The organism is Mesorhizobium sp. LMG 17147 (assembly GCF_024297145.1).
In the GTDB taxonomy this organism is placed as follows: domain Bacteria; phylum Pseudomonadota; class Alphaproteobacteria; order Rhizobiales; family Rhizobiaceae; genus Mesorhizobium.
In genome coordinates this window covers 112,804-138,182 of record NZ_JANCTC010000013.1, presented here as the reverse complement: position 1 = coordinate 138,182, position 25,379 = coordinate 112,804, and the positions used below count along the sequence as shown (strand labels likewise).

Here is a 25,379-nt window from a genome sequence, read left to right as displayed (position 1 = left end):
TATCTCGCCGATGTCCTCACCAGGATCGTCAACGGCCACCCCAACAGCCAGATCGACGATCTCCTGCCTTGGGTCTACATCAACAAGCTCGAGCTCAAGGCCGTGGCCTGAGAACACCGCTTACGCTGAACCGGCTTCTTCGAACACTGATTTCGAAGCCGGCGCATCGCTCTTTTTGCTCGACGGTTGCCGAATTGCGATGGAGTTGGCGCCGTTCGATCATCGGCGTTCCAGCGCGGGATCCATCATTGCCGTTCAGTGTTTGACATAGATCTCTCGCGGGAAGCTGGTCAGAGTCTCGCAGCCGTCAGCGGTGACGAGGATGGTTTCGCTCACTTCGATCCCCCAGCCGTCCATCCACATGCCGAGGATCGAATGAAGGACATTGCCTGGCTTCAGGATTGTCTTATCCCCTTGGCGCAGGCTAATCGTGTGCTCGCCCCAGTCTGGCGGATAGGCCGCGCCGATCGAATAGCCAATGCGGGATTCCTTCTTCAGGCCGTAGCTCTGGATGACCTTGCGCCAGCTCGCCTCGATGTCCTCCGCCAAGACGCCAGGCCTGATGGTCGAAAGCACGGCCTCCATGCCTTCGAGCACGGCCTTGCCGGTGTCGCCGACCTTGGCTGGCATGGCGCCCAGCTGAAGCGTCCGCGCCAGACCGGCGGCATAGCGACGAACAACGCCGGCCAGCTCGAGCGCGACGGTTTCGTTGTGGCCAAAGCGACGATCGCTCCACATGATATGCGGCGCCGATGCATTTTCGCCCCCCAGTATTGTCGGTGGCAGGGCGGTGATGTCGCCGGCGAAATCCGGCGATCCAGCTACCTGAGCGGCTTGGATTTTGGCGATGGCGTCGCACTCGCGAACGCCTGGCGCTATCACCTCATATGCCGCGGTGACCGCCGCCTCGGCAAGACGGGAGGCTTTGCGTAGGTAGCCGATCTCGGCTTCCGATTTGACGCTGCGGATCCAGTTCACCAGAAGGTCGGCGTCGTGGAATACTGCGTTTGGCAGGCCCGCTGTCAGCCGCGCATGCGCCTTTGGCGAATAGTAGTAGGCCTCAAGCTCGATGCCGATATTGCCGCGCCCCCAGTCCTTCCTGTCGATCCAGGCGGCAATCCAGTCCATCGGATGACGGTCGGTGCGCTGGACATGATCTTCGGGAAAACCGACGACGTTCTCCGGCTTCATCCAGGCCGTCAGCAACCCGCCGGCGGCATCCATGGCGCGACCGATCCAGACCGGCTCCTCGTCGGCGAGCGGGACCAGGACCATCTGCGGCGTGTAAAACGACCAGCCGTCATAGCCGGTGATGTAATGCTGGTTGGCGACGTCGTTGACGATGAGAAGATCGAGGTTGCGGCGCGCCATTTCCGCGCGAATAGCGGAAAGCCTGCTGCGGTATTCGTCGGGGTGGAATGGCAATGGTATCATGTTGAGAAAATCCTCTTCTATCGCGCCCGGGTCGACCCAGAGCGAGCCCGGTTTTCGAACCTGACAATCGACACGAGCTCATCGACGTGAGCCCATCACCAACACCAGCGCCATAACCGATCTTCACAGAACAACGCTCTGCTAGTGGCAGTTAGGCACTCGTTCGTAACTTAGCCTCCGGTCGATTTTTCTGATTCTATGTTCTTCCGGCGCGCTCGACCGCGTTTTTTTTCGTTGGTGAACTGGCAGTCGTGATTGATGCGGCGCGCACCCGTAGGCGTCTCGGTACGCTTTTGAGAAGTGCGATGCGGAGATGAAGCCGCAAGCCATCGCTATCTCGACGACCGGCAGGCGGGAACTGATGAGCAGCAGATGCGCCCGTTCCAGGCGAAGATCCAAGTAATAACGGCTTGGAGAACATCCCAGTTCTCTCCTAAACAGCCGCTCGATTTGACGTCGGGAAAGACCGGCTGATCCCACAAGTTCGTCCAATAGCAGTGGCTCCGTAAGGTTTGCCTCCATCTCCTCGATTATCTTGATGACCGCCCGATGATTTAGTTGCACTCGTGAATGGAGTGGCAAACGTTGGCGGTCACCCGCTGAACGGGTCCTGCACGCGATAGCTTTTTCACAAATACGATTGACCACTATCGTCCCATGGTGACGGTCAATCAAATCTAGGAACATGTCGAAGGGAGCGTCTCCCCCGGCGCAGGTGTACAGGTCTCCATCCCGCTCAAAGGCGGTTTGAGTGGCTGACACACCCAGAAAGCGCTCAGAGAATATAGGAAATTGTTCCCAGTGAACCGCGCAACGCCGCCCTTCTGCAACACCGGCACGAGCAAGCGCAATCGTTCCGCTACTTATGCCTACGAGACAACTGCGGTGGTTTCTGCACTCTCGTAACCAGGCTTCAAGCTGTTTGTGCGCGCTAGGAGCACTACGGCCGCCGACGACGACGACGGTCGGTGCTGAGATTGATCGACGAGTTCTTTCACGTTCGAACGACAACGACGATGCAGCGCATACCAACAACCCGCAACTTGAGACCACAGGCCCCCCGTCGTCCGAAACGACCTGCCAGCTATACACGTCCCGCCCCAACACTTCGTTGGCGAGCCTTAGCGCCTCTACTGCCGACGAGAACGCCTGGAGCGAAAAAGCAGGCAGAAGGTAAAAGCAAAAATTTCGGCAGGTCGACTGCGAGTCTAGCATCCCGGGAGTTCCTTTTCTGCTAGCCTGATCTCTCGTTCGTGAAACGGCCATGTGCAAAACTGCGCGACCGGCTTTGGCATTTGGATTGGCGCTGAGCACCACATTCGGGTGCCGAGGATTCTCCCGCTAAGTGTCCATTGATTCTCGCTAGCGTCGCCACCGGTGAACCGCTCAGGAGGCTGAACCTGCTAAGGCAGACATCAGGGCGTCTGGCGCCGCAGGTACGGCTGTCGCCCGCCTCAGACGCTAAGCTCCCTCTCTCGTCAGCTCATCCATAACGAAGCGCACTGCACTCTCAGCGATGCCAATGATCTCTTCCACTTCAGACTTGGTTGTCACCAAAGGCGGAGCGAAGCCGAGGATGTCACCATGCGGCATGGCGCGGACGATCAGGCCGCGGTCGCGTGCTGCCTTCGAAATGCGTGCACCGACCTTCAGCGACGGATCGAAACGTTTCTTCTTGCCGCGATCGGCAACGAATTCGATTGCAGCCATTAGACCGACGCCGCGCACTTCGCCGACGATCGGCAACTGCGCGAACTTCTCCTGCAGCTGCGCCTGGAAGAACGCGCCGACGTCACGGGCATTGCCGGGAAGGTCTTCTTTCTCGACGATGTCGAGGACCGCGTTGGCCGCGGCAGCCCCGATCGGATGGCCTGAATATGTATATCCGTGCGAGAATGCCCCGACCTTGTCCGCCCCGTCCTCCAGGACATTGTAGACTTTTTCACCGACAATTGCCGCGGAAAGCGGGAAATAGGCCGAAGTCAGACCTTTTGCGATCGTGATGAGGTCTGGCTCGATACCGTAGTGCTGCGAGCCGAACATGGAGCCAGTTCGACCAAAGCCGGTTATGACTTCATCTGCGATGAGCAGCACGTCGTGCTTCTTGAGCACGGCCTGGATTGCTTGCCAGTAGCCTTCCGGCGGAGGCGTGATGCCGCCGGTGCCGAGCACCGGCTCGCCGATGAAGCCCCCCACGTTGTCTGGCCCCAGCCGCTCGATCAGCTGATCAAGTTCCTCGCCGCGCCGCGCTGAAAATTCCAGTTCGGTCTCGCCCGGGGTTGCACCCCAGTAATGATGCGGAACACCGGTGTGAACAATCTGCGGAAGCGGCAGGTCCATGTGGTCGTGATAAAAGCTCATGCCGGTCATCGAGCCGGACACGACGCTGCAGCCGTGATAGCCGCGTTCACGCGAGATGATCTTCTTCTTGGTCGGCTTACCGCGGAGATTATTATAATACCAGACGAGCTTGGCCTGCGTCTCGTTGGCGTCCGAGCCGGACATGCCGTAGAACACCTTGCTCATCTTGCCCGGCGCCATCTTCACGAGGCGATCGGAAAGGATTGCGAGCTCGTCGGTCGTGTGGGCGGCGTAGGAATGATAGTAGGCCAGACGGAAAGCCTGGCGGGAAATCGCTTCGGCGACCTCGGTGCGGCCGTAACCGACATTGACGCAATAAAGGCCGGCGAATCCGTCGATCAGCTGGTTGCCATGCGCATCTTGAATGCGGATGCCTTTGCCTGTCTCAACGATGGTCGGCTCGCCGAGCTTGCCGGTGGCAAAATCCTTGAGCTGTGTGAAAGGATGCAGGACAGCATTTCTATCCTTCTCGCTGATGTCCTTGATGTTGATACTCATGCGTCTGTCCCTTCAGTTTGCCGTATTACCGATGCACACGTATTTGGCTTCCAGATATTCGGCGAGACCATGCCTTGAGCCCTCGCGGCCGAGCCCGGATTGTTTCCATCCGCCGAAGGGTATGGGAGCGCCGGTGAATTTCGGGGTGTTAACGGCGACCATGCCGTATTCCAACTGATCGGTTAGCCGCATGGCGCGATTCAGATCTCTTGTGTAAACGTAAGCCGCAAGGCCCATTTCCGAGTTGTTGGCTCGTGCAAGCACTTCCGCCTCCTCATCGAACGGAAGGACTGCCGCCACCGGCCCAAAGGTCTCTTCCTTCGCCACCAGCATGTGGTCCGTGACATCGGCGAGAACAGTCGGGGTAACGAAGTTGCCCCCGAGAAGACTATCCTGTCCGCCAACAACGATGCGAGCCCCGGAACAAAGAGCTTCGGACACCTGCCGTCTGCACTTTTCGGCGACGGATGGTCTGGTCATTGGGCCAATATCGACGCCGGGTTCGAATCCGTGCCCGACTTTCAGTTTGCCGGTGGCCTTCGCGAATTCTTCCACGAAGCGCTCATAGTTGCCTCGCTGAACATAGATCCTATTGGCTGCCAGGCAGTCCTGACCGGATGTGGCAAATTTGGCTGCTATGCACCCAGCTACGGCTGTTTCCATGGGGGCATCATCGAAAATGATAAACGGAGCATTGCCGCCGAGCTCAAGCGAAGCCTTCTTCACGGTTTTTGCCGACTGCTCGAGCAGGATCCGACCGACCTCCGTCGAGCCCGTGAAGGAGAATGCCCGCACATCTCTATGATTCAATAGCCGTTTTGCGAGTGGGGCAGCCTCTCCCGTGATCACCTGAAACACGCCAGCCGGGATTCCTGCCTCCTCGGCAAGGCGGGCAAGCGCCAGAGCGGACAAGGGCGTTTCCGGGGCTGGCTTCACAATCATCGTGCAGCCCGCAGCCAAGGCGGCTCCTGCTTTCCTGGTGATCATCGCCGACGGAAAGTTCCAAGGCGTGATAGCGACCGTCACTCCGACCGGCTGCATCTGCACGGAGAGCCGGCTGCCCGCAAGATGGCTCGGAATGGTCTCGCCATATGCTCGCTCACCCTCTGCCGCAAACCAGTCAAGAAAGCTAGCCGCATATAAAATTTCACCGTGCGCCTCGGTTAATGGTTTGCCTTGTTCAGCGGTCATGATGGTGGAAAGGTCTTCCGCATTCTCGCGAATACCGGCGGCCCATCTCCGCAGACATGCGCCCCGTTGCCAAGGAAGAACATTGCGCCAATGTTCAAACGCAGTCCTCGCGAAGCTGACCGCGTCATCTACATCAGACACCTCACAGGCAGCCACGTGAGCCAAGTCCTGGCCAGTAGCCGGGTCAACCACCAAGATCGTCTCAGCCTTGGAGAGCCAAGCTCCATTCACATAGGCGCACTTTTGTAGGAGGTCCTGCCTTTTGAGCTCCTTTAACGCGGCAGTTGCTGTACCTTTCATTACTAACCTCACAATCGACCGTTCATTTCCGGCAAAATAGCCGTGCAACTGCGGCGATTGGCAGCGCGATCGAGGGCCACCAAGGCGTTCTCCTGCGAATAACGGCATGCGACTGAGGTTTTTCGCCGTTTGATCTCTGTCGGCTTATGGGCGAGGTTCAGCAAGGAAAGATGAACTGTCACCTGTGGCCATCCACGATCACACTCAGCCTCGAGGGGCGGCGAACGGTAAGTTGCAGTCGGCCACCTAAGCGGACCTTTTGGGGGACTGACACTTCGGCTTCGCAGTATACCTCAGGATTGTAATGGGCTTCGAAAGGTGGGGAAGTGTGATTGTAAGATCGTGACCTGGCGGGGAGATCTTGTGCTTAGCTCGTCACCCGCGGTTTACGAAAACCGATTGGCGCAATCCCACAAATCACGCCAAATCGAACATCTTCTTCGCGAAGATATTTCTGCTGCGCCCCCAATGGGTGGCAACCGCTTCCCAGGGCGACGAAAGAACTAGGGAAGAGGATTTGCTGCGCCAACGGCCGCAAAAATGCAGATTTTGCGCGGCATCAGCGGCCGGGCAGCACGACCCCAGCGTCCAAGCCATGCTAGCTTTTGAAGAACACAAAAGGACTTGGAAAAGCAACAGCCCGATGCTGGGGAGCCCACGATGAGCCACACGATCAACCACCTGAAGAAACTGAGGCTGCAGCGCAGCGAACTGGCCGTTCCAGGCTCCAGCCCGGAGATGATCGACAAGGCAGCCAACAGCGCTGCCGACTTCATCTTCCTCGACATCGAGGACGCCGTCGCCCCGCCTGACAAGGAGCGCGCCCGCAAGATCATTATCCAGGCCCTCAACGACATCGACTGGCGCGCCAAGGGCAAGACCGTCTCGGTGCGCATCAACGGCCTCGACACGCATTATATGTATCGCGACGTCGTCGACGTCATGGAACAGGCCGGCGACCGGCTGGACACGATTTTGGTGCCGAAGGTCGGCGTGCCGGCCGACCTCTATATGGTTGAAGCCATGGTCAACCAGATCGAGATGGCTAAAGGTTTCAAGACCCGTGTCGGTCTGGAAGCGCTGATCGAGACCGCGCTCGGTATGGCCAATGTCGAGGCGATAGCCGCCACGCCCGGCCGGCTGGAGGCGATGCATTTCGGCGTTGCCGACTATGCGGCCAGCAATAAGGCGCGCACCGTCAACATCGGCGGCCTCAACCCCGACTATCCCGGTGACCAGTGGCATTTCGCGCTATCGCGCATGACAGTCGCCTGCCGTGCCTACGGACTGCGCGCCATCGACGGACCGTTCGGCGATTTCTCCGATCCCGAAGGCTACAAGGGAGCCGCAAGGCGCGCCGCAGCACTTGGCATCGAAGGCAAATGGGCGATCCATCCCTCGCAGATCGCTTTGGCCAACGACGTGTTCTCGCCGCCGGAAAAGGAGGTCACGCGTGCCAGGCGCATCCTTGAGGTGCTGAAGGAAGCGGAAGCGCTCGGCAAGGGAGCCGCGGCGCTCGACGGCAAGATGATCGACGCTGCGTCGGAGCGCATGGCGCGCAACGTGCTGGCGGTTAACGAGACGATCGAGCGCGCCGGCCAGCCGCATATGGCGGCGGCGCAGTAGAAATACCGGGAGGACGTGATGGACATTCACGAATACCAGGCCAAGGAACTGCTTGCCCGTCATGGCGTGCATGTGCCGCGCGGCGGGCTGGCCTACAGTCCGGAGCAGGCAACATACCGTGCCAGCGAGATCGGCGGCGGCAAATGGGTGGTCAAGGCGCAGATCCATTCCGGTGCGCGCGGCAAGGCCGGCGGCATCCGCATCTGCTCGTCCGACCAGGAAGTGTCTGATGCGGCCGAGGCGATGCTGGGCAGGAAGCTGGTGACGAATCAGACGGGGCCGCGCGGCAAGCTGGTGTCGCGGCTCTATGTCGAGGAGACCGTCGACATTGGCCAGGAAATCTATCTCGCCTTTGTTCTCGACCGCAAAGCCGAGCGGGTGATGATCGTCGCGTCTGCGTCCGGCGGCATGGAGATCGAAGAGATCGCCGAAAAGCAGCCAGCTTCAATCATTCGCGCGACTGTCGATCCTGGCGCGGGAATGCAGCACTATCAGGCGCGCGAGATCGCCTTCGGACTTGGTCTCGAAAACAACCTCATTGGCAAGGCGACCGAAACCCTGCTTGGTTGCTACCGCGTGTTTCGCGACTACGACGCCTCGATGCTGGAGATCAATCCGCTGGTCGTCACGCGTGACGGCAATCTGATGGCATTGGACGCCAAGATGTCGTTCGATGAGAACGCGCTGTTTCGTCGTCCCCAAATTTCCGAACTGCGCGACAAGTCGCAGGAGGATCCGCGCGAAACCTTTGCCAGCGACCGTGGCCTGTCCTATGTCGGGCTGGACGGCAATATCGGCTGCATCATCAATGGCGCCGGCCTGGCCATGGCGACAATGGACATGATCAAGATCGCCGGCGGCGAACCGGCCAACTTCCTCGACATCGGCGGCGGCGCCTCGCCCGAGCGGGTGGCGAAATCGTTCCGCGCCGTCCTTGGGGACAAGAATGTCAAGACCATCCTGGTCAACATCTTCGCCGGTATCAACCGCTGCGACTGGGTCGCCGAGGGCGTTGTCAAGGCAATCCGCGAAGTCGGCGTCAACGTGCCGTTGGTGGTGCGGTTGGCCGGCACCAAGGTCGAGGAAGGGCGCCGCATCCTGGCCGATTCCGGCGAGGCGGTGATCGTGGCCGACACACTGGCCGAAGCCGCCGACAAGGCTGTCGCCGCCTGGCGGTCCGCTACGATGAAAAAAGCAGGCTGAGGGGACGAAAGAATGGCAATTCTGCTCAACCGGGACACCCGCGCAATCGTGCAGGGATTTACCGGAAAGATCGGCAGTTTTCACGCCGAAGACATGAAGCGTTACGGAACTAAGTTGGTCGGCGGCGTCACACCCGGCAGGGGCGGCCAGACACATCTTGGCCTGCCGGTGTTCAACACTGTCAAGAGCGCGGTGCGCGAAACCGGAGCCGATGCGAGCATCGTCTTCGTGCCGCCGCCCTTCGCAGCCGATTCGATCATGGAGGCGGCGGACGCCGGCATCAAGTTCTGCGTCTGCATCACCGACGGCATTCCCTCGCAGGACATGATGCGGGTGAAGCGATACATGCGCCGCTACCGCTTCGAGGACCGCATGCGGCTGATCGGGCCGAACTGCGCTGGCATCATCACGCCCGGCCAGGCGCTGATGGGCATCATGCCTGGCAGCATCTATCTTCCCGGCCGCGTCGGCATCGTCGGCCGCTCCGGCACGCTGGGCTACGAGGCGGCTTCGCAGATGAAGGCGCTGGGCATCGGCGTGTCGACCAGCGTCGGCATCGGCGGCGACCCCATCAACGGCTCGTCCTTCAAGGACATCCTGGAAATGTTCGAGCAGGACGACGATACCGACGCCGTGGTGATGATCGGCGAGATTGGCGGCCCACAGGAAGCGGAAGCCGCGCTCTGGGCGCGCGACAATATGCGCAAGCCGCTGATCGCCTACATAGCCGGGCTTTCCGCGCCTAAGGGCCGCCGCATGGGCCATGCCGGCGCAATCATCTCCGCTTTCGGCGAGTCTGCTCAAGAGAAGGTCGAGATCTTAAAGGAAGCCGGAGTCGTCATCGTGCCGACGCCAGCTTCCTTCGGCGAGATCGTGGCCGGCGTGATTGCGGATCGGACGAAGGCTGCATAGCGCAACATGTCGGTCAATTTGAGGATCGGGTAAAAGGAGCCGCTTCGTCGCATCCAAGACGATGAAGCTTGCAAATTAGCGCGACTTTCGGCGGCGCTTCGGTCAAATTGATGTCCCGGCGCCGCGTTTTGCGAAAGCCAGTTGCGGGGCGTCTTTAGCGGATTGAACAGTTGATAAATGAAACCACGTCGTTGTGGCTGAGCACGTCACCGCGACCTACTCTGGCATGGGGTGGGGTAGTAGCTCGGTCTTGGGCTGCTAAGGGGTTGTCTCCGCCGCCAATGCCTCTACAGGGGGCCATGCGCAACGCCAATTTGCCTAGACGGTTTCACGACGCCCTTCGGGCAGGATCTTTGCACGGCCGTGGGCCGGTCCAGGTGGTCCATCTGATCTGAATGACGCCAGCCTGCCCGTCCTGCAGCGTTTTCCAGAAGAGCCCCGCCCTCGGCGTCGCTCTTCCGTGGATCAAGCGGCGGGTCACATTTCCACCGTTGTCCGGCTATTTGGCTTCAACAAAAGGCCGCAGCGCACCCCGGAGATGCGCCGCGCCCTTTCACAAGGGGAGGTGAAGCTGCGCATGGAGCGCAAATAACGCAGGTTTTCTGCGATTGGACGAAGAGGTCCGCGCGAAGCAGGCCTCCGAAGCATGCTAGGTTGGGACCAGCACGGATTGGGCATGAATGCTTGGTCCGGTCAGCCAACCTAGGTGCAGAGGACGACTACCAATGGACTTTGAGAAACCCTTTCAGCCGGCGGAGTATCGACGCCGTATTCAAGACGTGAAGAGACGGATGGAGGAAGCAGGATTCGACCTGCTAATCTGCCAAGACCCCGCAAATATGTGCTGGCTGACCGGCTATGACGCTTGGTCCTTCTACACGCCACAAGTGGTTCTATTGCACCTAAAATCGGACACGCCGATTTGGATAGGGCGACTGGTCGACGTGAACGGCGCTCGTGCCACGACGGACTTGCCTGCTGACAACATTATCAATTTTTCCGACGACCGACTTCATCATGTGGAGCTGCATCCCTATGACGAAGTCAGCGAAATCATAAAATCCCGCGGTTGGGGATCTGATCGCATAGGGGTCGAGCTCGATGCGCATTTTTATACAGCGCGGGCGCATCAGCACCTTGTCAACGGCCTTCCAAATGCAAAGTTCTCTGACAGCCGCGGCCTCGTTAATTGGGCCCGACTGGTCAAATCCGACGCCGAACTCGTCTACATGAGGGAAGCGGGTCGGATTGTCAGCCACACCATGCGCCAGGCTATCAATAATCTGAAGCCAGGAGTTCCTGAATACGAAATCGTCGCTCAGATTTATGCTGATCAGACAAGAGGCGTTGATGGGAAATACGGTGATTATACGAGCCTCTGTCCATTGATACAGGTTGACGAGAAGACGAACGCTCCACACCTCACATGGTCGGACAAGCCCCTGCCCAAGTCGGGGCTGGTCCTCCTGGAGATTGGAGCGGCCAGGCGCCATTATCACGCGCCTCTGACGCGTACGGTCTACATGGGAAAGCCACCTAAGGAGGCTCAACACCTCGCTAATGCAATCATCGAAGGTGGCGACGCTGTTCTAGAAATGGCAAAGCCGGGTGTAATCGTCGACGAACTGAACACCGTCTGGCTGAGCGTTCTGAACCGCCACGGGTACGTCAAAAAAGGCCGTTCCGGCTACTCAATCGGCATGAATTTTCCGCCAGACTGGGGCGAGCGTACTGTGAGCATTCGTGCCGGCGAAAAGACCGTGCTCCAGGCTGGCATGTGCTTCCATTTCCAATCAGGGGTGAGGCCTCCTGCCTTCGGAGCCGCAATCTCAGAGTCGTTTGTTGTTACCGAAAAGGGTGGCGAGCGGCTAGCCGACGTCGCACGAGAGTTGATTGTCGTAGACTAACTGAAAGCTTTCAGGCAGCCGGGTTGGGAAGGTGGCTGAAGTGCTTCGCTTCCCAATCCGTTAACTTTTCATCTTACCCCGAAGAGCGCTGAGTCTACCTGTCAGGCAACTATCAGTATTCCGGCCAGCCATTCAATGCCACAGATCTTTCGCAGTCGACGCGAGATCGTGCCCACGGAAGGGTGTAGCTGTGGACTTGGTCGCCGCGCGCTCTGGCATGCAGCCGGCGTATCAGCCCACAGCCGGCAGGCCCATAAGCGGATCATGGCTCATCTGGCCTAACAAGCTCCTTCATCGCCATGAGCAGGAGCAGCGCACCTGCGAGGCGGACTATGGCATCTCCTTGGAGAAGAAGCCGCCGACCATTGTCTTCCGCTTGATCTAGCCGGTGAGCCGATCGTTGGTACTATGCAGCTTCGCGCGGCAGCCGTGATGGCGCTGAGGACTTCACCGGATCTGGTCAGCAGCGGCCGCTATTGGTCCTTCCCGCCAACCTCCCGCACGACTGCGGTCAGCGTTTTTAAGAGGGAAGTAGGAGCCCTCCGCAGCTTGGGATGCACAAGCTCGAGGGTGCCGACGCGCGTCTCACGGTCGCGCTCGGGACAGCCGTGGCACTGGGCAAGCGCGGGTTCTTTTCGCCGGGGGGCGGACGGTGAGGGCGGCGTTCGCCTTCAGCTTCCTCGGCCGCTCGGCGGCAAAGGCGACCATGTCGCGCAGAATATGGGGGTTGGGGTCTTCTCTCCGGGCATGCCCAGGTTCATCATTTTGTTGGCAGTCGATGGTTTCCTCGAGCAGTTTGTGTCGGCAACCTACATGATGCAGCCGCAATCCACTCGCTAGCCGCGGCGCTATCGAGGGACCAGCCGCGAAGGACGCGGCCATCGCCTGAGCTCGTGTAGGCGCGCGACCCAGCCGTGGGTCAAGGGCCGCTATCTGAGAGATGGCGCAGTTTACCATCTGGGTGCTTGGACACGATTTGGAAGTGTTCGCAATCGGACCAACCCTAACTTCATCAGTGCCGCCCGTTCTCCCGCGCAAAAATTCAGCGCCCAACCGCAGAATACGCAGAACGACACCGCTTTTGCGGCATAATTAGCGCGATCTACGCGAGCTTCGCCCCTTAGTCTGCTGGAAAATGACTGACTCATGATCATAAGGCCGGAAATGGCGCGGAAGCGGCCCGCATAAGCTCAAGATGGCCGAACTCGTCGAAACACCTTGCCGCTGCCAGTTCCGAGTGAAACCGAACAAGGATACATATGATTACGAATCCGCCTTTCCGTCCTCGTGAAACAGCGACTCGCCACCACGAGATCCTCATAGTTGGTGGAGGGATCGCGGGAGCAAGTGTTGCCTTTCACCTTGCAAGGAACGGTAAGAAGGACGTCGCACTCTTGGAGCGCAACAGTCTTACGTCCGGTACAACTTGGCACGCTGCGGGTTTGATCATGCAGACGCGTGGGACACACGCACTGACGGAGATCGCAAAATACAATGCTGAACTTTACTCCGCGCTGGAGGCCGAGACTGGCCAAGCTACCGGATTCAAGCGAAATGGCACGCTTGGGGTCGCCAGAACCAAGGAACGCCTATACGAAACTGCACGCAACGCCTCGATCGCCAAAAGTTTTGGCCTTGAGGCCAACATGATCTCGCCTAGCGAGGCGAAAAAACTCTATCCAGCGCTCAACGCGTCAATCATCGAAGGCGCAGTCTTTATCCCTGGTGACGGCCAAACCAATCCTGTCGACACATGCATGGCGTTAGCTCTTGGCGCCAAAAAGAACGGGGTGAAAATCGTCGAAAACGCGGAAGTCACCGACCTCTGGCGCACAGCAGACGGGCACTACCAAGTTCGGACTAATGACGGAGTTGTTGAAGCTGAAATTCTCGTACTTGCGTGTGGGCTTTGGACCAGAGAACTTGCGTCGAAGTTAGGTGCACGAATTCCGATATACGCGGCAGAGCACTTTTATGTAGTGACCGAAGCCATGGATTTCGTGACGCCCACCTTGCCAGTGCTACGCGACACCGACGGGCATGTGTATCTGAAGGAAGATACAGGAAAGCTCTTGGTTGGTGCCTTCGAGCCTTGGGGAAAACCTTTACCGATGGGTAAGCTTCCGAAGGAAACGGCGTACATCGAGCTTCCTGAAGACTGGGATCACTTTGAGCTACCGATGACCAAAGCGATAGAGATTGTTCCTGATCTTGCGAACTGCGGCATTGCAAAGTTTTTCAATGGTCCTGAAAGTTTCACCCCTGACCTCCTGTTCATGATTGGTGAAGTTCCTGGATCGAAAAATCTTTTCGTTTCGACAGGTTATAATTCAGAGGGCATTGAATACGGCGCGGGAGCCGGACGAGCTCTGGCAGAGTGGATCATTGCCGGTGAGCCTCAGATGGATATCAGCTTCGTGGATGTCGCGCGTTTCCATCCCTTCCAGATCAATAAACGATATTTGCATGATCGCACAGCCGAAGTGTTGGGTCTTCACTATAAGATGCACTGGCCGGCTTACCAGGCTGAGACATCTCGAGGTGTCCGCAAAAGCGCTCTTCACGACCGGTGGGCGAGGCTTGGAGCTAGCTTTGGCGAAGGAATGGGATGGGAGCGTCCCATGTGGTTCGCGGGGGAGGGGGAATCGACTAAAAACGTCTACTCCTACGACGAGCCGAACTGGTTCAAATATACCAGTCAGGAGTGCAAGGCTGCCCGCAACAATGCCATCTTGTTGGACCAAAGCTCTTTCGGCAAACACTTGGTTCAGGGTCGCGATGCGTGCCGTTTCCTTCAGTGGCTCTGCGCCGGCAACGTGGATGTACCTGTGGGAAAGCTGGTATACACCCACATGCTCAATGAAAAGGGCGGGATAGAGACGGACATCACTGTAAACCGGTTGTCGCAGACAGAGTTCCTAATCATCTCGTCAGCGACCGTCCATCCTCGGGATAAGGCCTGGATCACAAAACACATTACTGACGAATGGAATGTCACGGTCACCGATCTCACGTCTGGGTACGCGGTCCTGTCATTGCAAGGCCCGCGATCGCGCGAGATCCTATCGCAGGTAACCGATACAGATCTGGCGAATTCGGCGTTCCCATTCGCTACCAGTCAGGAAATCGATATCGGATATGCTCGTGTGATAGCCAACAGGCTGACTTATGTCGGAGAACTTGGCTGGGAGCTTCATATTCCAACCGAGATGGCACAGCACGTGTTTGATGTTGTTTGGGAGGCCGGCCAGGCGTATGGCCTCAAGGCTGCAGGGTACCACGCGCTTGAACATCTGCGGTCCGAGCGCGCCTACCGAGAATACCAGCTCGATCTAACGCCAGTGGATACTTTGCTTGAAGCGGGGTTAGGATTTACAGTGGACTGGAATAAAGAATGCGGCTTTATAGGGAAAGACGCGTTGACGTCCCAGAAAAATTCCGGACCGCTAAAAAAACGATTGGTATCATTCAAGCTTCGCGATCCAAAGCCTGTCCTCTTTCATGAAGAGCTTATCCGCTGTGACGGAAGGATTGTCGGATATATTTCGTCCGGCGTGAAGAGCTTTACGATCGGAACGTCAGTCGGAATGGGATATGTAAACCACCCCGCTGGTGTCACGAAGGACCTGATTGAAAACAGTCGATGGGAAATCGAGATCGCCGGCAAACTCTATGAATGCGACGCGTCGCTCCGGGCGTTTTTCGATCCAAATGGCGATCGGGCTAAACAATAGGGCGAGCGCCACCATGGAGGCGGAGCGAGCTGGTTCTCTTTTGTCCCCCGGAGGGATCCGCTCCGCAACTAGTTCGAAGCCCGGAGGCCCACTTTCCTTGTGGCCTATTGGACCGCTCGGCCCGCGGAGCTATGACGAGGCTTCGATGAGCTCCGAGTTGGAGGCTTCCAACTGACATGCGCCTCCGAGCCAACTGCGCCAGCGCAATGACTGAGGTAATCGTGGTGACGAAGGCTCCAGAAATAGAGCGCATCGAGAAAGATCCGCTTGGCCCTGTAAGCATCCCGGTCGATGCCTATTATGGCCCTCAAACGGCTCGGGGCATCGCTAACTTCCCGATTTCCGGTATCCGGATCAGCCATTTTCCGAACTTCATCAAGTCGCTTGCCTACGTCAAAATGGCAGCGGCACGCGCCAACGCGGCGCTCGGCGATCTGGACAAGCAAAAGGCCGATGTCATCTGCCAGGTCTGCGAAGAAATCGCGGCCGGCAGGCATCTCAGCCATTTCCCGCTCGATGTGTTTCAAGGCGGCGCAGGCACCTCGACCAACATGAACATCAATGAAGTGATCGCCAACCGCGGCCTGGAAATCATGGGACTGCCACGCGGACAATATGACCAACTGCATCCCAATAACGACGTCAACTTCGCTCAATCGACAAACGATGTTTATCCTACAGCGATCCGTCTTGCGATCCTTCTTTCACGCGGCGCATTGCAACGAGCTTTGGAGCAACTCGCGAGTGAGTTGGAGGGCAAGGCGGAAACCTTTTCGGACGTAATCAAACTGGGCCGCACGCAGTTGCAAGACGCAGTTCCGATGACGCTTGGCCAGGAGTTTCAGGCTTTCGCGACCACACTGCGGGAAGATGTGGCCCGTCTCGGTGAGATTGGCGCTTTCTTCCATGAAATCAATCTCGGTGGCACGGCGATTGGCACCGGCATCAATACGAACCCCGGCTACCAGCCGGCAGCAGTCGCCGAGTTGCGCGCGATTTCCGGCCTGCCCGTCGTCCCGGCCGGAAATCTGATCGAAGCCTGCTGGGATACCGGTGCCTTCGTGCTCTTCTCGGGAATGCTGAAGCGGACGGCCACGAAACTCTCGAAGATATGCAATGATCTGCGGCTGCTTTCCAGCGGCCCACGTGGGGGGCTGAACGAAATCAATTTACCAGCGCTTCAGCCCGGCTCCTCGATCATGCCCGGAAAGGTCAATCCTGTAGTACCGGAGGTGGTCAATCAGGTCGCCTTTCAGATCATCGGCTACGATCTCACGATCACACTCGCCTCCGAAGCGGGACAGCTGCAGCTGAACGTGATGGAGCCGGTGATCGCCTACAATTTACTGCACTCGCTTGAGCTTCTGACAAATGCCGTCGGTGTTCTGCGCACGAAGTGCGTCGTGGGCGTTACCGCCAATGCAGAGACTTGCCGCAGACATCTCGAAGCCAGCACCGCCGTGGCAACAGCTCTGACGCCCGCGATCGGGTATGATCGGGCGGCGGAGCTTGCAAAGTTAGTCTTGTCCTCCGGTAAAACGATCCGCGAAGTCCTGGCCGAGCAGCTGGACCTTTCGGAGGAGCTCATCGCACAGGCCGCCGATCCGCACCTTTTGACCCGCCCCATGCCATCGCGACCGGCTTCACAACAGCGGGCCGAAAATTGATCGACTGATCTGCGCAGCGGCGCTGTGCCCGGCCACCGACGCTGCATCTGTCGGCACGCCGTGTTCGAACATACACGGACCAGGGATCGCTCAGAGGTGGGGCGGTCGAAGGACTCTTCCGCAGTAAGCCCGCAGAATGGTTCCGGCCGAGTTCAACGTTACCAGGCCAGGTTGCCCTTTGGCTGACCACACTCACCTTCCGAGCAGCAGTGCTTCGGGGTTCATACCGACCACGAAGCCGCTCCAACTGGCTAGCCAGATTCACTGTCTGCCTGCGGCGAAAGCTGACAGAGCCCGGACGTTGTCAGCGCCTTTTGGTCGGGTAGGCGGGTCGGATACTCGGCAGTGAAGCAGGCGTCGCAGAATTGAGGCTGTTTGTTCTCACGGGCCGTTTCGCCGAGAGCTCGATAAAGCCCGTCGATCGACAGGAAGCCAAGCGAATCGACACGGATAAATTTGGCCATTTCCTCGATCGACATGCGCGACGCTAAAAGTTTCGCCGTCTCGGGCGTGTCGACGCCGTAGAAGCATGAGGAGCGTGTCGGCGGCGAAGCAACGCGCATATGAACTTCCTTCGCGCCGGCATCGCGCAGCAGCTGTACGATCTTCTGGCTGGTTGTGCCTCGCACTACGGAATCGTCGACCAGCACGATCCGCTTATCCTCGATCATCCGGCGATTGGCATTGTGCTTCAGCTTGACACCCATGTGGCGGATGGAATCCGTCGGCTGGATGAAGGTGCGGCCTACATAGTGGTTGCGGATGATGCCGAGCTCGAAGGGCAGGCCGGCGGCTTGGGCGAAGCCGATCGCGGCCGGCGTGCCGCCGTCGGGCACAGGCACTACGATATCGGCATCGACCGGGTTCTCGATGGCGAGCTCGGCGCCAATCTTCTTCCGCACTTCATAGACGTTGCGGCCCTCGACCGACGAATCCGGACGAGAGAAATAGACATACTCGAAAATGCAGAACCGCGGTTTCTGCGTTTCGAACGGGAACAGGCTCTCCACTCCCTCAGCGGTGGCGATGACCATCTCGCCATGCTTGAGGTCTCGAACAAAGCGCGCACCGATGATGTCGAGCGCGCAGGTCTCTGAGGCCAGGATACAGGCGCCGTCAAGTTCGCCTAGTACCAGCGGCCGGATCCCGAGCGCGTCGCGGCAGCCGATCATTTTTGTGGGGGAGAGCGCTACCAATGAGAATGCGCCCTCCAGTTGGCGAACCGCATCTATGAAGCGCGAAATGACGTCCTTCCCGCTGCTGGTTGCGATGAGATGTAGGATCGTTTCGGTGTCGGAGGTCGACGAGAAGATCGAACCCTGCTTCTGCAGCGTACGCTGCAGCGTCATCGCATTGGTGTGATGTTGCCGTTGTGGGCGATGGCAAGGCCGCCGTCGGCCAACTCGGCGAAGAAAGGCTGTACGTTGCTCAGCCCGGGTCCGCCCGCGGTGGCGTAGCGGGTGTGGCCGATGGCGCGCGTGCCCTTCAGCGGCTGGAGGACCGGCTGCTTGGTAAAGGTGTCGCCGATCAGGCCGACATGACGTTCAGCGTGGAACTGCGTGCCGTCATAGGAGACAATGCCCGCCGCCTCCTGGCCCCGGTGCTGCAGGGCATGCAAGCCGAGGGTTACGATAGTGGCCGCATCCAAGGGGCCAAAGACACCGAATATGCCGCATTCATCATGAAAATGATCATCGGCCTCCGCAGAGAAAAGTTTATCTGCCTCAAACATTTGTCATGGTCATTATCGGAAGCCCAAGATCAGGTAAGCTGTCGTCTTCGCCTGGATCGGACCATGAGGCCGCGGATGTCGGCTGCGAAGCCCCAGCCGATATCCGTCCCAATGCGCCAGCCTCTTGCCGCATCGAGGTCAGAGATGATCATCCGGCAACGGCGGGATCAACTGTAAGTAGCTTGGTAGGGCTTGAAATCTACCGCAAGGCACTTGGTCCCGCGAAGCCGAAGTCATCGCGGGATCCTATTCTTGCGTGATGTGCCAGTGGTCGCTAGTAGGTAAGCATGATCTTCTGGTAGATGTCGACCGCTTTGGCCAATTGATCAATCTCCACGTACTCATTGGCAGTATGGGCCTGATCAATACTCCCAGGTCCAAGAATAACGCAGGGAATACCTCCCAACGACAGCTGACTCGCATCCGTCCCATATGGAACTCCGCGGTGCTGGCCCGTTCCGGCAACTTCAGCACAGGCCTTTGCCGCCACCGCGGCGATTTTTGTGGCTTCCGCACTCGGGGGAGCTGGATCTTCCAGAGCGGGTAGCAGCGAGCGCACCTTGATCTTATCGGGACCCTGGCGCAGGCCCTCCAAGATGTTTTCTACCTCCTGGAGCGCGTCCGCCGGTCGCTCTCCCGGTATGAGCCGCCGGTCGATCCACACCCGGCAGGATGGCGGTACCGTCGCCAATTCCGCACCCCCTTCGATGAGCGTGATCGTGAGGGTCGGGGGGCTGACCAGGGGGTGCACGCGTTGGGATAAAGTCTCATTAATCTTGTCGAGCGCCAAGATAACCTTGGCCATTCCTGTGATCGCGTTCACTCCGAGATGGGGCTTGGAGCTGTGAGCGGGCACACCCTCCACTTCAACCTGCCAGCGGACCGATCCTTTATGTGCAACGACAAGCTCCAAGTCAGTGGGCTCACCGACCACTGCGGCCTCGTAGGATACACCTGATTGAGCGATTTTTCGCGCCCCCTTCTTTCGGTATTCTTCGTCGACGCTTGCACCCAGGACAATCGTGTATCGTGGCTTACGGTGCCCCAGGGTGCTAAGAGCCATGAGCATTGCCGCGAGCGGGCCCTTATCGTCACAACTTCCTCGCCCATAAATCCGACCATCCCGTTCGTCCGGCGAAAAAGGATCTGCCTCCCAATTATCAACCGGCACCGTGTCCATGTGGGATATGAACAGGACACGCTTGTCGGGCTCCTGCCCAGGAACCCAGGTGAAGAAGTTGGCGCGGCCGTCGGTGACTTCCTGATACTCAAAGGGCAGATTACGCTCTCGGCAAAAGGCCTCGAGGAACTCAGCGACCTTTTGTTCACCGCTCCCCTTTGCCGACGCTGAAGGGTTGATGCTCTCAATTTTTATGAGTTGTTTGAGAAGCTCTACCGTTTGTGTGCTGATGGACGACATGAATACTCCTATCCCTCCTTGAGAACGCAAGCTTGCGGCTATGCCAGCCAGTTCTTTGCCAGGCCGACAACTCGGTCAGCCTCGTCTGCTGTGTTGTATAAATGTAGCGAGAAGCGCAGCATTCCCCGGCGTGCTGAGACGATCACCTGGTTTTTCAATAAATGCTCGTGCAGCGACTGAATGCGGCTATCGGCTTTTCCCGAACTAGGTGCTGGATCTCCGAGAGCAACAATACTTCCGGTGTGATCCCCTGGCGTTCCGCCGCAGACCGGGAGCCCGAGGTCTAGGAGGCCCGACGCCAGTCGCCTTGCAACCGATGTAACGCTTTGTTCAATGGCGGGCGTGCCGATTTCCATCAGCTGTCCGATGGATGCGTGGACCGCTATGACGCCGGGAAAATTGAAGTGGCCAATCTCAAAACGGGGCGCGCCGGCGCGCAATTTTACCGAATCGAATATTGGAGCCGACTCTGGTGCGTCGCCCAAATCGACACTAAAGCGGGCGAGGTAGGCAGGGCTTAGGCGATCCGCCCATTCCCGGCGGCAATATAGAAATCCCAACCCATAGAGGCCCATCAACCCCTTGTAAGATGAAGCCACCAAACCGTCGACGCCAAGCAGTTTGACATCGGTATGGAGGATGCCAACTGATTGGGAGGCGTCGGCCAAAAGAAAGGCGCCAAGACGCTTGCAAGCCTCGGCTATCGGCTCCATCGCTGTCTTGAAACCTGGCACCATTGTGACAGTCGATACTGTAACGATACCGGTGCGCGAGTCGATTTGATCGATAGTAGCGTCGCACGGGATTGCGCCGTTATCAGATTCTACAATCCGCAGCTCAACTCCGTGCTTGTCCCTGAGTTGCAGCCAAGGAAGGATGTTGTTTGCGTGCTCCAATTGGCGGCACAGGACAACATTGTCTCCGGGCTTCCAAGGAATCGCGTTTCCGATTATGTTAATGCCTTCCGATGCATTCTTCGTAACAGCGATTTCGTCCTTTTCGGCCCCAATAAATTGAGCAAATCTGGAGCGTGTTTGCTCGACAAGCTGCATCATTCCTTCTTCGTCATTCAAGCCGTTTAGTCGATTATCAAGGTGCTGATCCATGGACGTACGGGTGGTTCTGGATATGAGCCCCTGATTTGCAACATCCATGTAAATGGCGCTTTGGGTGGCTGGAAATTCCTGCCGGAGGACGTCCAAAGGAAGAAAATGGCTTGTCATGCTCGTCATCAGATCCGTGTTACGTGGGTAAGGAGCGCAAAATCTACTCGGGACGCCCATTCTGCAGTTGTGGCAACGAAATGCCTTGATTGAGAAGCCGTCGAGCTACCGTTGCGGGCGACCATACCATTCGGCCGAATTTATAAGACAAGAGGTTCACCACCGGGAGGCACATGCCTTTCGCTGATCGGATCATTTTATGGCTTGATCCTTGTGGAACTCAGGCTAATATCGTGTGAGCCAAGCAGTTTTTCTGCGCAAACCTCTCCTTTTTTGCAGTGATCGTGAAATGGACCTGGATCGAGTTGATCGCAAGCTTCTCAACGCAGTGCAGCGCGACAATCGCCTGACGACGGCTGAATTGGGCGAACTTGCGGGCCTTTCTGCGACCGCTTGTCAGCGGCGACTGAAGCGACTGCGTGATGAAGGTGTGATCGAGGCTGACGTTGCCATAGTCTCGCCACAAGCCGTGGGTCGTCCCATGCTCATGCTGGCGTCGATCAGTCTCGAGCGTGAGCGGGTAGATATCATTGATCGGTTCAAGCAGGCGGTTCGGCGCACGCCTGAGATCATGAGTGCGTACTATGTGACGGGTGAAGCCGATTTCGTTCTCTTGATCTCTGTCCAGGACATGGCCGAGTATGAGGCATTTACCCGCCGATTTTTTCATGAGTCCGATATCAAAGCAGTCAAGACGATGGTAGTAATGGATCGGATCAAGGCGTCATTGGCTCTGCCTATTGAAGAATAAGGGCATTATGCGCCCTGATCCAGTTTTACGCCGGCACTTTGCGGTCTTAAGCGCATCAACTTGATAGCCATCGCGGTTCGTCCGGTGGTGTGCGATCTCGGGCGGCGACGCATCCTAAACTCCCTCATCAGATTGACCGCAAAGCTCGTCTGTCGGCTGGCAGCATCGATGACTTCGCTTTGTCGGCTCACTTGTGGGCTTCACGAATTGCGCCGGGATCAGTGTCCCCACCTGCGAACATCGTCTGGGGCGCTGCCCCTGCGATCGGATGTCTCCGCTGCCGATCAGCGCTGACATCGCCTGCTTGAAAACTGCATCAGCATACGTTGGCCAGGATCCACCACCACGTATTCGCGGCTGTCAGACGTCCATATTGATCCTCCCTGACGACCGCCGGTGCTCAGCACAAGACATGCAAACGCTGAGCACTCGGAGATGCCGTGGCAGCCCAACGAAATCATTGGATGAACGCTCTTCACCACATGGATGATGCCGCTGATGACGCGGCGATCGTTGACGAGCGGCTTGCCTTGGGTGTCGGTCGGCAGATGCGGTTCAAGTGGCCCACTGCTCATCGCTGAGCGAGAAATATTCGCGATTCATGAGTGGTCCCCTGAGAGACCTTGAATCGCAATCCCGCCGTCAGAGGAACACTTTATGGGTCCGGGCCCCAACACGGTCCAGATAACGCATTCGGTAAGCCGACTCTGCTTGCCGCCAGTCGTGGTGATCTCTTTGTTTAAGTATAGAAACGCCGACTTGCTGCGCTGAAGGACGATAAATATGCGCAAAAGGTACCATCTAAGCGGGCACACTAAGTCGCCCGGTTGCAGGCGAGGATGCGCCCGCACGGATGTGCGAGAACAAGAGAGGGCAGCGTGGCCACAGGCTGACGTTGAGAGTACCTCAAGGTTTTGCCGTTGCCTTTGAGTCGCCAGTCGATGAAGCCTTATCTAACATGGGGTTGAGCATGAAAAATGTACAAGCAGCAGATTTCACTGAGGCAGATGTAATCCGCGAGTGACTATGAACGATGGAACTCGCATCGCTTACATCTCATATCGTCCGAAGGAATTGGGCTCTTATCCCACGATCTTCCTTTATGATCCATACGCCGCGAACTCGACGCCTTTCCATGCTGCCAAAGAATTTCTTGACGCCGGTTACGCATTCGTCGGCGCCAATCTTCCAGGAACCGGCTGCTCGGAAGGTCTCATTGAGTTTTGGCATGAACAGCGAATGACTAAAGGCGGACCCTATGGTGCCGAAGTGATCGAATGGATTGCGAGGCAGCCTTGGAGCGATGGTAACGTCGGCATGGTCGGAAATTCGTCGGCGGGGGAGCCCCAGTTTTGGGTCGCCGCAGAACGACCCCCGCATTTGCGCGCGATTGTCGCAAGCGGTTTTGGGGACGGCTATGACTTTTGGGTCCGGCCTGGTGGAATGCTGCAGTGGCAACTCGCAGCGTGGCAGATTGAGAGTGAGTTTGTATGGCAGGTGCGCGGCGCAGAATGGCGTATTGCCCAGGGGGATGCGGAGTGCGCTGTGATCCGTGGTAGCGATAGGCAGGTAGCAAAAGGCGCATTTTCCGATGAGATCCGGAAGCACCCCCTAAGGGATGAATGGTGGGATTCTCACACTCTGGTCAGCCAAGAGGTGGCGGGCAAAATCGCTATTCCCTGTATGCTCATCGGAGCTTGGCAGGAGGAATGCGGCGGGGGGCTCGTCATGGCAAACCTCCGGCTATTCAACCAAGTCATGCAAAACGTTTCGAACAAAAAGCTTCTTTTGATGAACGGCGACCATACGAGCTCCGGACCTGGGCCGCGCGGCTATGGCATTGTGGACGAGGAGCGGATGAAGTTCCTCGATCGCTGGGTAAAAGGGGTCAAGAATGAAGTAGAGGAAACGCCTCCCATTACTGTATATTGGGAAGTGCAGCAGCCTGATGGCGAGCCAAAACAAGCGGTCGCAGGCTGGGTGACACGTCACGAAACCTGGCCAGATCCGAAAGTAGAGCGTCGGACCTACTATCTGACTCAGGACGCAAGGATCTCGCTCGATAAGCCGGGCTCCAGCCCTAATGAGGGTTCCCGTGCCTACCTGTACCCCGCCGGAGCAGAACTCGGTCGCGGATCGAATGAGCAATTTCAGCTTCGACCATATCCCTACGGCGTGCTAAATTACCGAATAGCTCCCGCCACCTCAGATATTGTATTGCTTGGGAATCCAGAAGTGACTCTTTATCTCAGCATTGACAACGGCGACGACGCCGACGTGGAGCTTACGCTGAAAGATGTCGGTCCGGACTGCACGGTACTGTATCTTCAAACGGGTCTGCTGCTGGCGTCGCTCCGAGCGGTTGACCAAGACCGCACATCCGAGGACGAGGTGGTGCATTCCTTTCGGCAATTTGAGAAACTTGAACCAGGTGAAATTTATGAACTCCGGATGTCCCTGATTTCACCCATCGCTCATGTCGTGCGAGCAGGACATAGTCTTGAATTAACCATCGGTGCGCCCAATCCTATTCCGCACTCAGAAATCGGCAGCATTCCTGCCGGGGAAGCGTCCGTCAACAGGATCTACCATTCGGCAAAGTATGCTTCGAAAATAATTCTTCCCACCATCCGGGGGGCGGTGGCTCAAGCGCCTGCTCCGGCAGGAAGCGCTCTACGAGGCCAGCCAAGTCGAAAGGACGAAGAGTTTGTCCATGGCGGACTGCCGAGCGATCGCCATCTCTGATATTGCTGACTGGAGGGTCGGTACTAGCGCTTCCCGACTAGGCGCGGCCTAAGATATCAGGTAGCGTAATCGGTCAGCACCAGCTTCTGCATCTAGGCTGGCCCGCTCTGATCGAGCCGGCCAACTTCCTGCTCCTCCAAAATGGTCCCGCCATCACATTGGCCGTTGCCATAAGTTGTTTGGTTGGCAGATCCCATCTGTATCAGCGGATACCTGGAATAGTCGGAATGACCTATTGGCGTAGCCTGCCGGTAAACACTACGGAGATTTTGCCTCTATCGGGGACAGGCAGGTTCTCCAGCCGGCACATCTTCGACTGAGAGGTCAGATCCCGGCCCGAACGCAGCCCATCCCGGGCCATCCTGAGATCGGATCGGAGAGCAACCGGTTGGCGTGATGCCATCCTGCCGGCATTCGAGGAAAGGCTCGGTGCCGCTGGCCTCGTTGTGTTCCCAGTCGAAACCTATGATACCGTTGAGATCGGCCGCCGACTTGGTCCGGCACGGCGGATCATCAATGCAGCGCGCCAACAGTCAGCCACCGGCGGCCACAGCGAGATCCCACTCTGGACGACGCAATGCCGCCGTCGAAATAGGCGACGACGGACCTGCGGCGAACAGATGACAAACCGATCAACCGCAGCGTAGGATCTTTATGGCGCGTGTGGCGTCCGGG

15 protein-coding genes and 2 pseudogenes are annotated in these 25,379 nt (G+C 57.9%); 9 read left to right on the top strand and 8 right to left on the bottom strand.

What is annotated here, in order from left to right; translation table 11 throughout:
• On the top strand, nucleotides 1–111 hold a 111-nt coding region (locus NMG46_RS21855; RefSeq protein WP_164747629.1), incomplete at its 5' end, for a transposase domain-containing protein.
• A 144-nt stretch (nucleotides 112–255) separates the two neighbouring features.
• Here NMG46_RS21855 and NMG46_RS21850 read toward each other — a convergent pair.
• The 4 genes from NMG46_RS21850 to NMG46_RS21835 all read right to left on the bottom strand — a co-directional run bounded on the left by NMG46_RS21850 (nucleotide 256) and on the right by NMG46_RS21835 (nucleotide 5,784).
• A complete protein-coding gene (locus NMG46_RS21850) occupies nucleotides 256–1,434 on the bottom strand; it encodes a M24 family metallopeptidase (RefSeq protein WP_254819597.1) in 1,179 nt (392 codons plus the stop codon).
• 141 nt (nucleotides 1,435–1,575) lie between these two features.
• Complete coding sequence (locus tag NMG46_RS21845; protein ID WP_254819596.1) at nucleotides 1,576–2,649, bottom strand: GlxA family transcriptional regulator; 1,074 nt, start codon at nucleotides 2,647–2,649, stop codon at nucleotides 1,576–1,578.
• Between the two features lie 246 nt (nucleotides 2,650–2,895).
• Entirely contained in the window at nucleotides 2,896–4,293 is a 1,398-nt protein-coding gene (locus NMG46_RS21840; protein ID WP_254819595.1) for an aspartate aminotransferase family protein, read from the bottom strand.
• A 12-nt stretch (nucleotides 4,294–4,305) separates the two neighbouring features.
• Nucleotides 4,306–5,784 carry an NAD-dependent succinate-semialdehyde dehydrogenase gene (locus tag NMG46_RS21835; RefSeq protein ID WP_254819594.1) on the bottom strand — a complete coding sequence of 493 codons (1,479 nt, stop codon included), beginning with the start codon at nucleotides 5,782–5,784 and terminating at the stop codon, nucleotides 4,306–4,308.
• A gap of 660 nt (nucleotides 5,785–6,444) precedes the next feature.
• Here NMG46_RS21835 and NMG46_RS21830 point away from each other — a divergent pair.
• From NMG46_RS21830 to NMG46_RS21805, 6 genes are all read left to right on the top strand, one after another.
• Complete coding sequence (locus NMG46_RS21830; RefSeq protein WP_254819593.1) at nucleotides 6,445–7,410, top strand: CoA ester lyase; 966 nt, start codon at nucleotides 6,445–6,447, stop codon at nucleotides 7,408–7,410.
• Between the two features lie 18 nt (nucleotides 7,411–7,428).
• The gene (locus NMG46_RS21825) at nucleotides 7,429–8,613 is read left to right on the top strand and encodes a malate--CoA ligase subunit beta (protein WP_254819592.1); all 1,185 of its coding nucleotides are present in this window, start codon (nucleotides 7,429–7,431) and stop codon (nucleotides 8,611–8,613) included.
• Between the two features lie 12 nt (nucleotides 8,614–8,625).
• Nucleotides 8,626–9,525 (top strand): succinate--CoA ligase subunit alpha, encoded by a 900-nt coding sequence (gene sucD / locus NMG46_RS21820; RefSeq protein WP_254819591.1) that lies wholly within the window; start codon nucleotides 8,626–8,628, stop codon nucleotides 9,523–9,525.
• Between the two features lie 725 nt (nucleotides 9,526–10,250).
• The gene (locus tag NMG46_RS21815) at nucleotides 10,251–11,432 is read left to right on the top strand and encodes a Xaa-Pro peptidase family protein (protein WP_091598598.1); all 1,182 of its coding nucleotides are present in this window, start codon (nucleotides 10,251–10,253) and stop codon (nucleotides 11,430–11,432) included.
• Between the two features lie 1,259 nt (nucleotides 11,433–12,691).
• Nucleotides 12,692–15,166, top strand: a complete 2,475-nt coding sequence (locus NMG46_RS21810; protein WP_254819590.1) for an FAD-dependent oxidoreductase — start codon at nucleotides 12,692–12,694, stop codon at nucleotides 15,164–15,166.
• Between the two features lie 206 nt (nucleotides 15,167–15,372).
• Nucleotides 15,373–16,833, top strand: coding sequence for an aspartate ammonia-lyase (locus NMG46_RS21805; RefSeq protein ID WP_254819589.1), 1,461 nt, complete (start codon nucleotides 15,373–15,375; stop codon nucleotides 16,831–16,833).
• Nucleotides 16,834–17,094: 261 nt separating this feature from the next.
• Here NMG46_RS21805 and purF read toward each other — a convergent pair.
• From purF to NMG46_RS21790, 3 genes and pseudogenes are all read right to left on the bottom strand, one after another.
• A pseudogene (gene purF, locus NMG46_RS21800) lies at nucleotides 17,095–18,565 on the bottom strand (amidophosphoribosyltransferase).
• A 274-nt stretch (nucleotides 18,566–18,839) separates the two neighbouring features.
• Nucleotides 18,840–19,985, bottom strand: a complete 1,146-nt coding sequence (locus NMG46_RS21795) for a M20 family metallopeptidase (RefSeq protein ID WP_254819588.1) — start codon at nucleotides 19,983–19,985, stop codon at nucleotides 18,840–18,842.
• A gap of 38 nt (nucleotides 19,986–20,023) precedes the next feature.
• Entirely contained in the window at nucleotides 20,024–21,208 is a 1,185-nt protein-coding gene (locus tag NMG46_RS21790) for an aminotransferase class V-fold PLP-dependent enzyme (RefSeq protein WP_254819587.1), read from the bottom strand.
• Between the two features lie 289 nt (nucleotides 21,209–21,497).
• Between NMG46_RS21790 and NMG46_RS21785 the strand changes: the two genes are divergently transcribed.
• Nucleotides 21,498–21,959 (top strand): Lrp/AsnC family transcriptional regulator, encoded by a 462-nt coding sequence (locus tag NMG46_RS21785; protein WP_126057703.1) that lies wholly within the window; start codon nucleotides 21,498–21,500, stop codon nucleotides 21,957–21,959.
• Nucleotides 21,960–22,429: 470 nt separating this feature from the next.
• Here the strand turns inward: NMG46_RS21785 and NMG46_RS21780 are convergent.
• A pseudogene (locus NMG46_RS21780) lies at nucleotides 22,430–22,562 on the bottom strand (transposase); the annotation flags it as partial.
• A 423-nt stretch (nucleotides 22,563–22,985) separates the two neighbouring features.
• Between NMG46_RS21780 and NMG46_RS21775 the strand changes: the two are divergent.
• The gene (locus tag NMG46_RS21775) at nucleotides 22,986–24,704 is read left to right on the top strand and encodes a CocE/NonD family hydrolase (RefSeq protein ID WP_254819586.1); all 1,719 of its coding nucleotides are present in this window, start codon (nucleotides 22,986–22,988) and stop codon (nucleotides 24,702–24,704) included.
• Nucleotides 24,705–25,379: the final 675 nt, after the last annotated feature.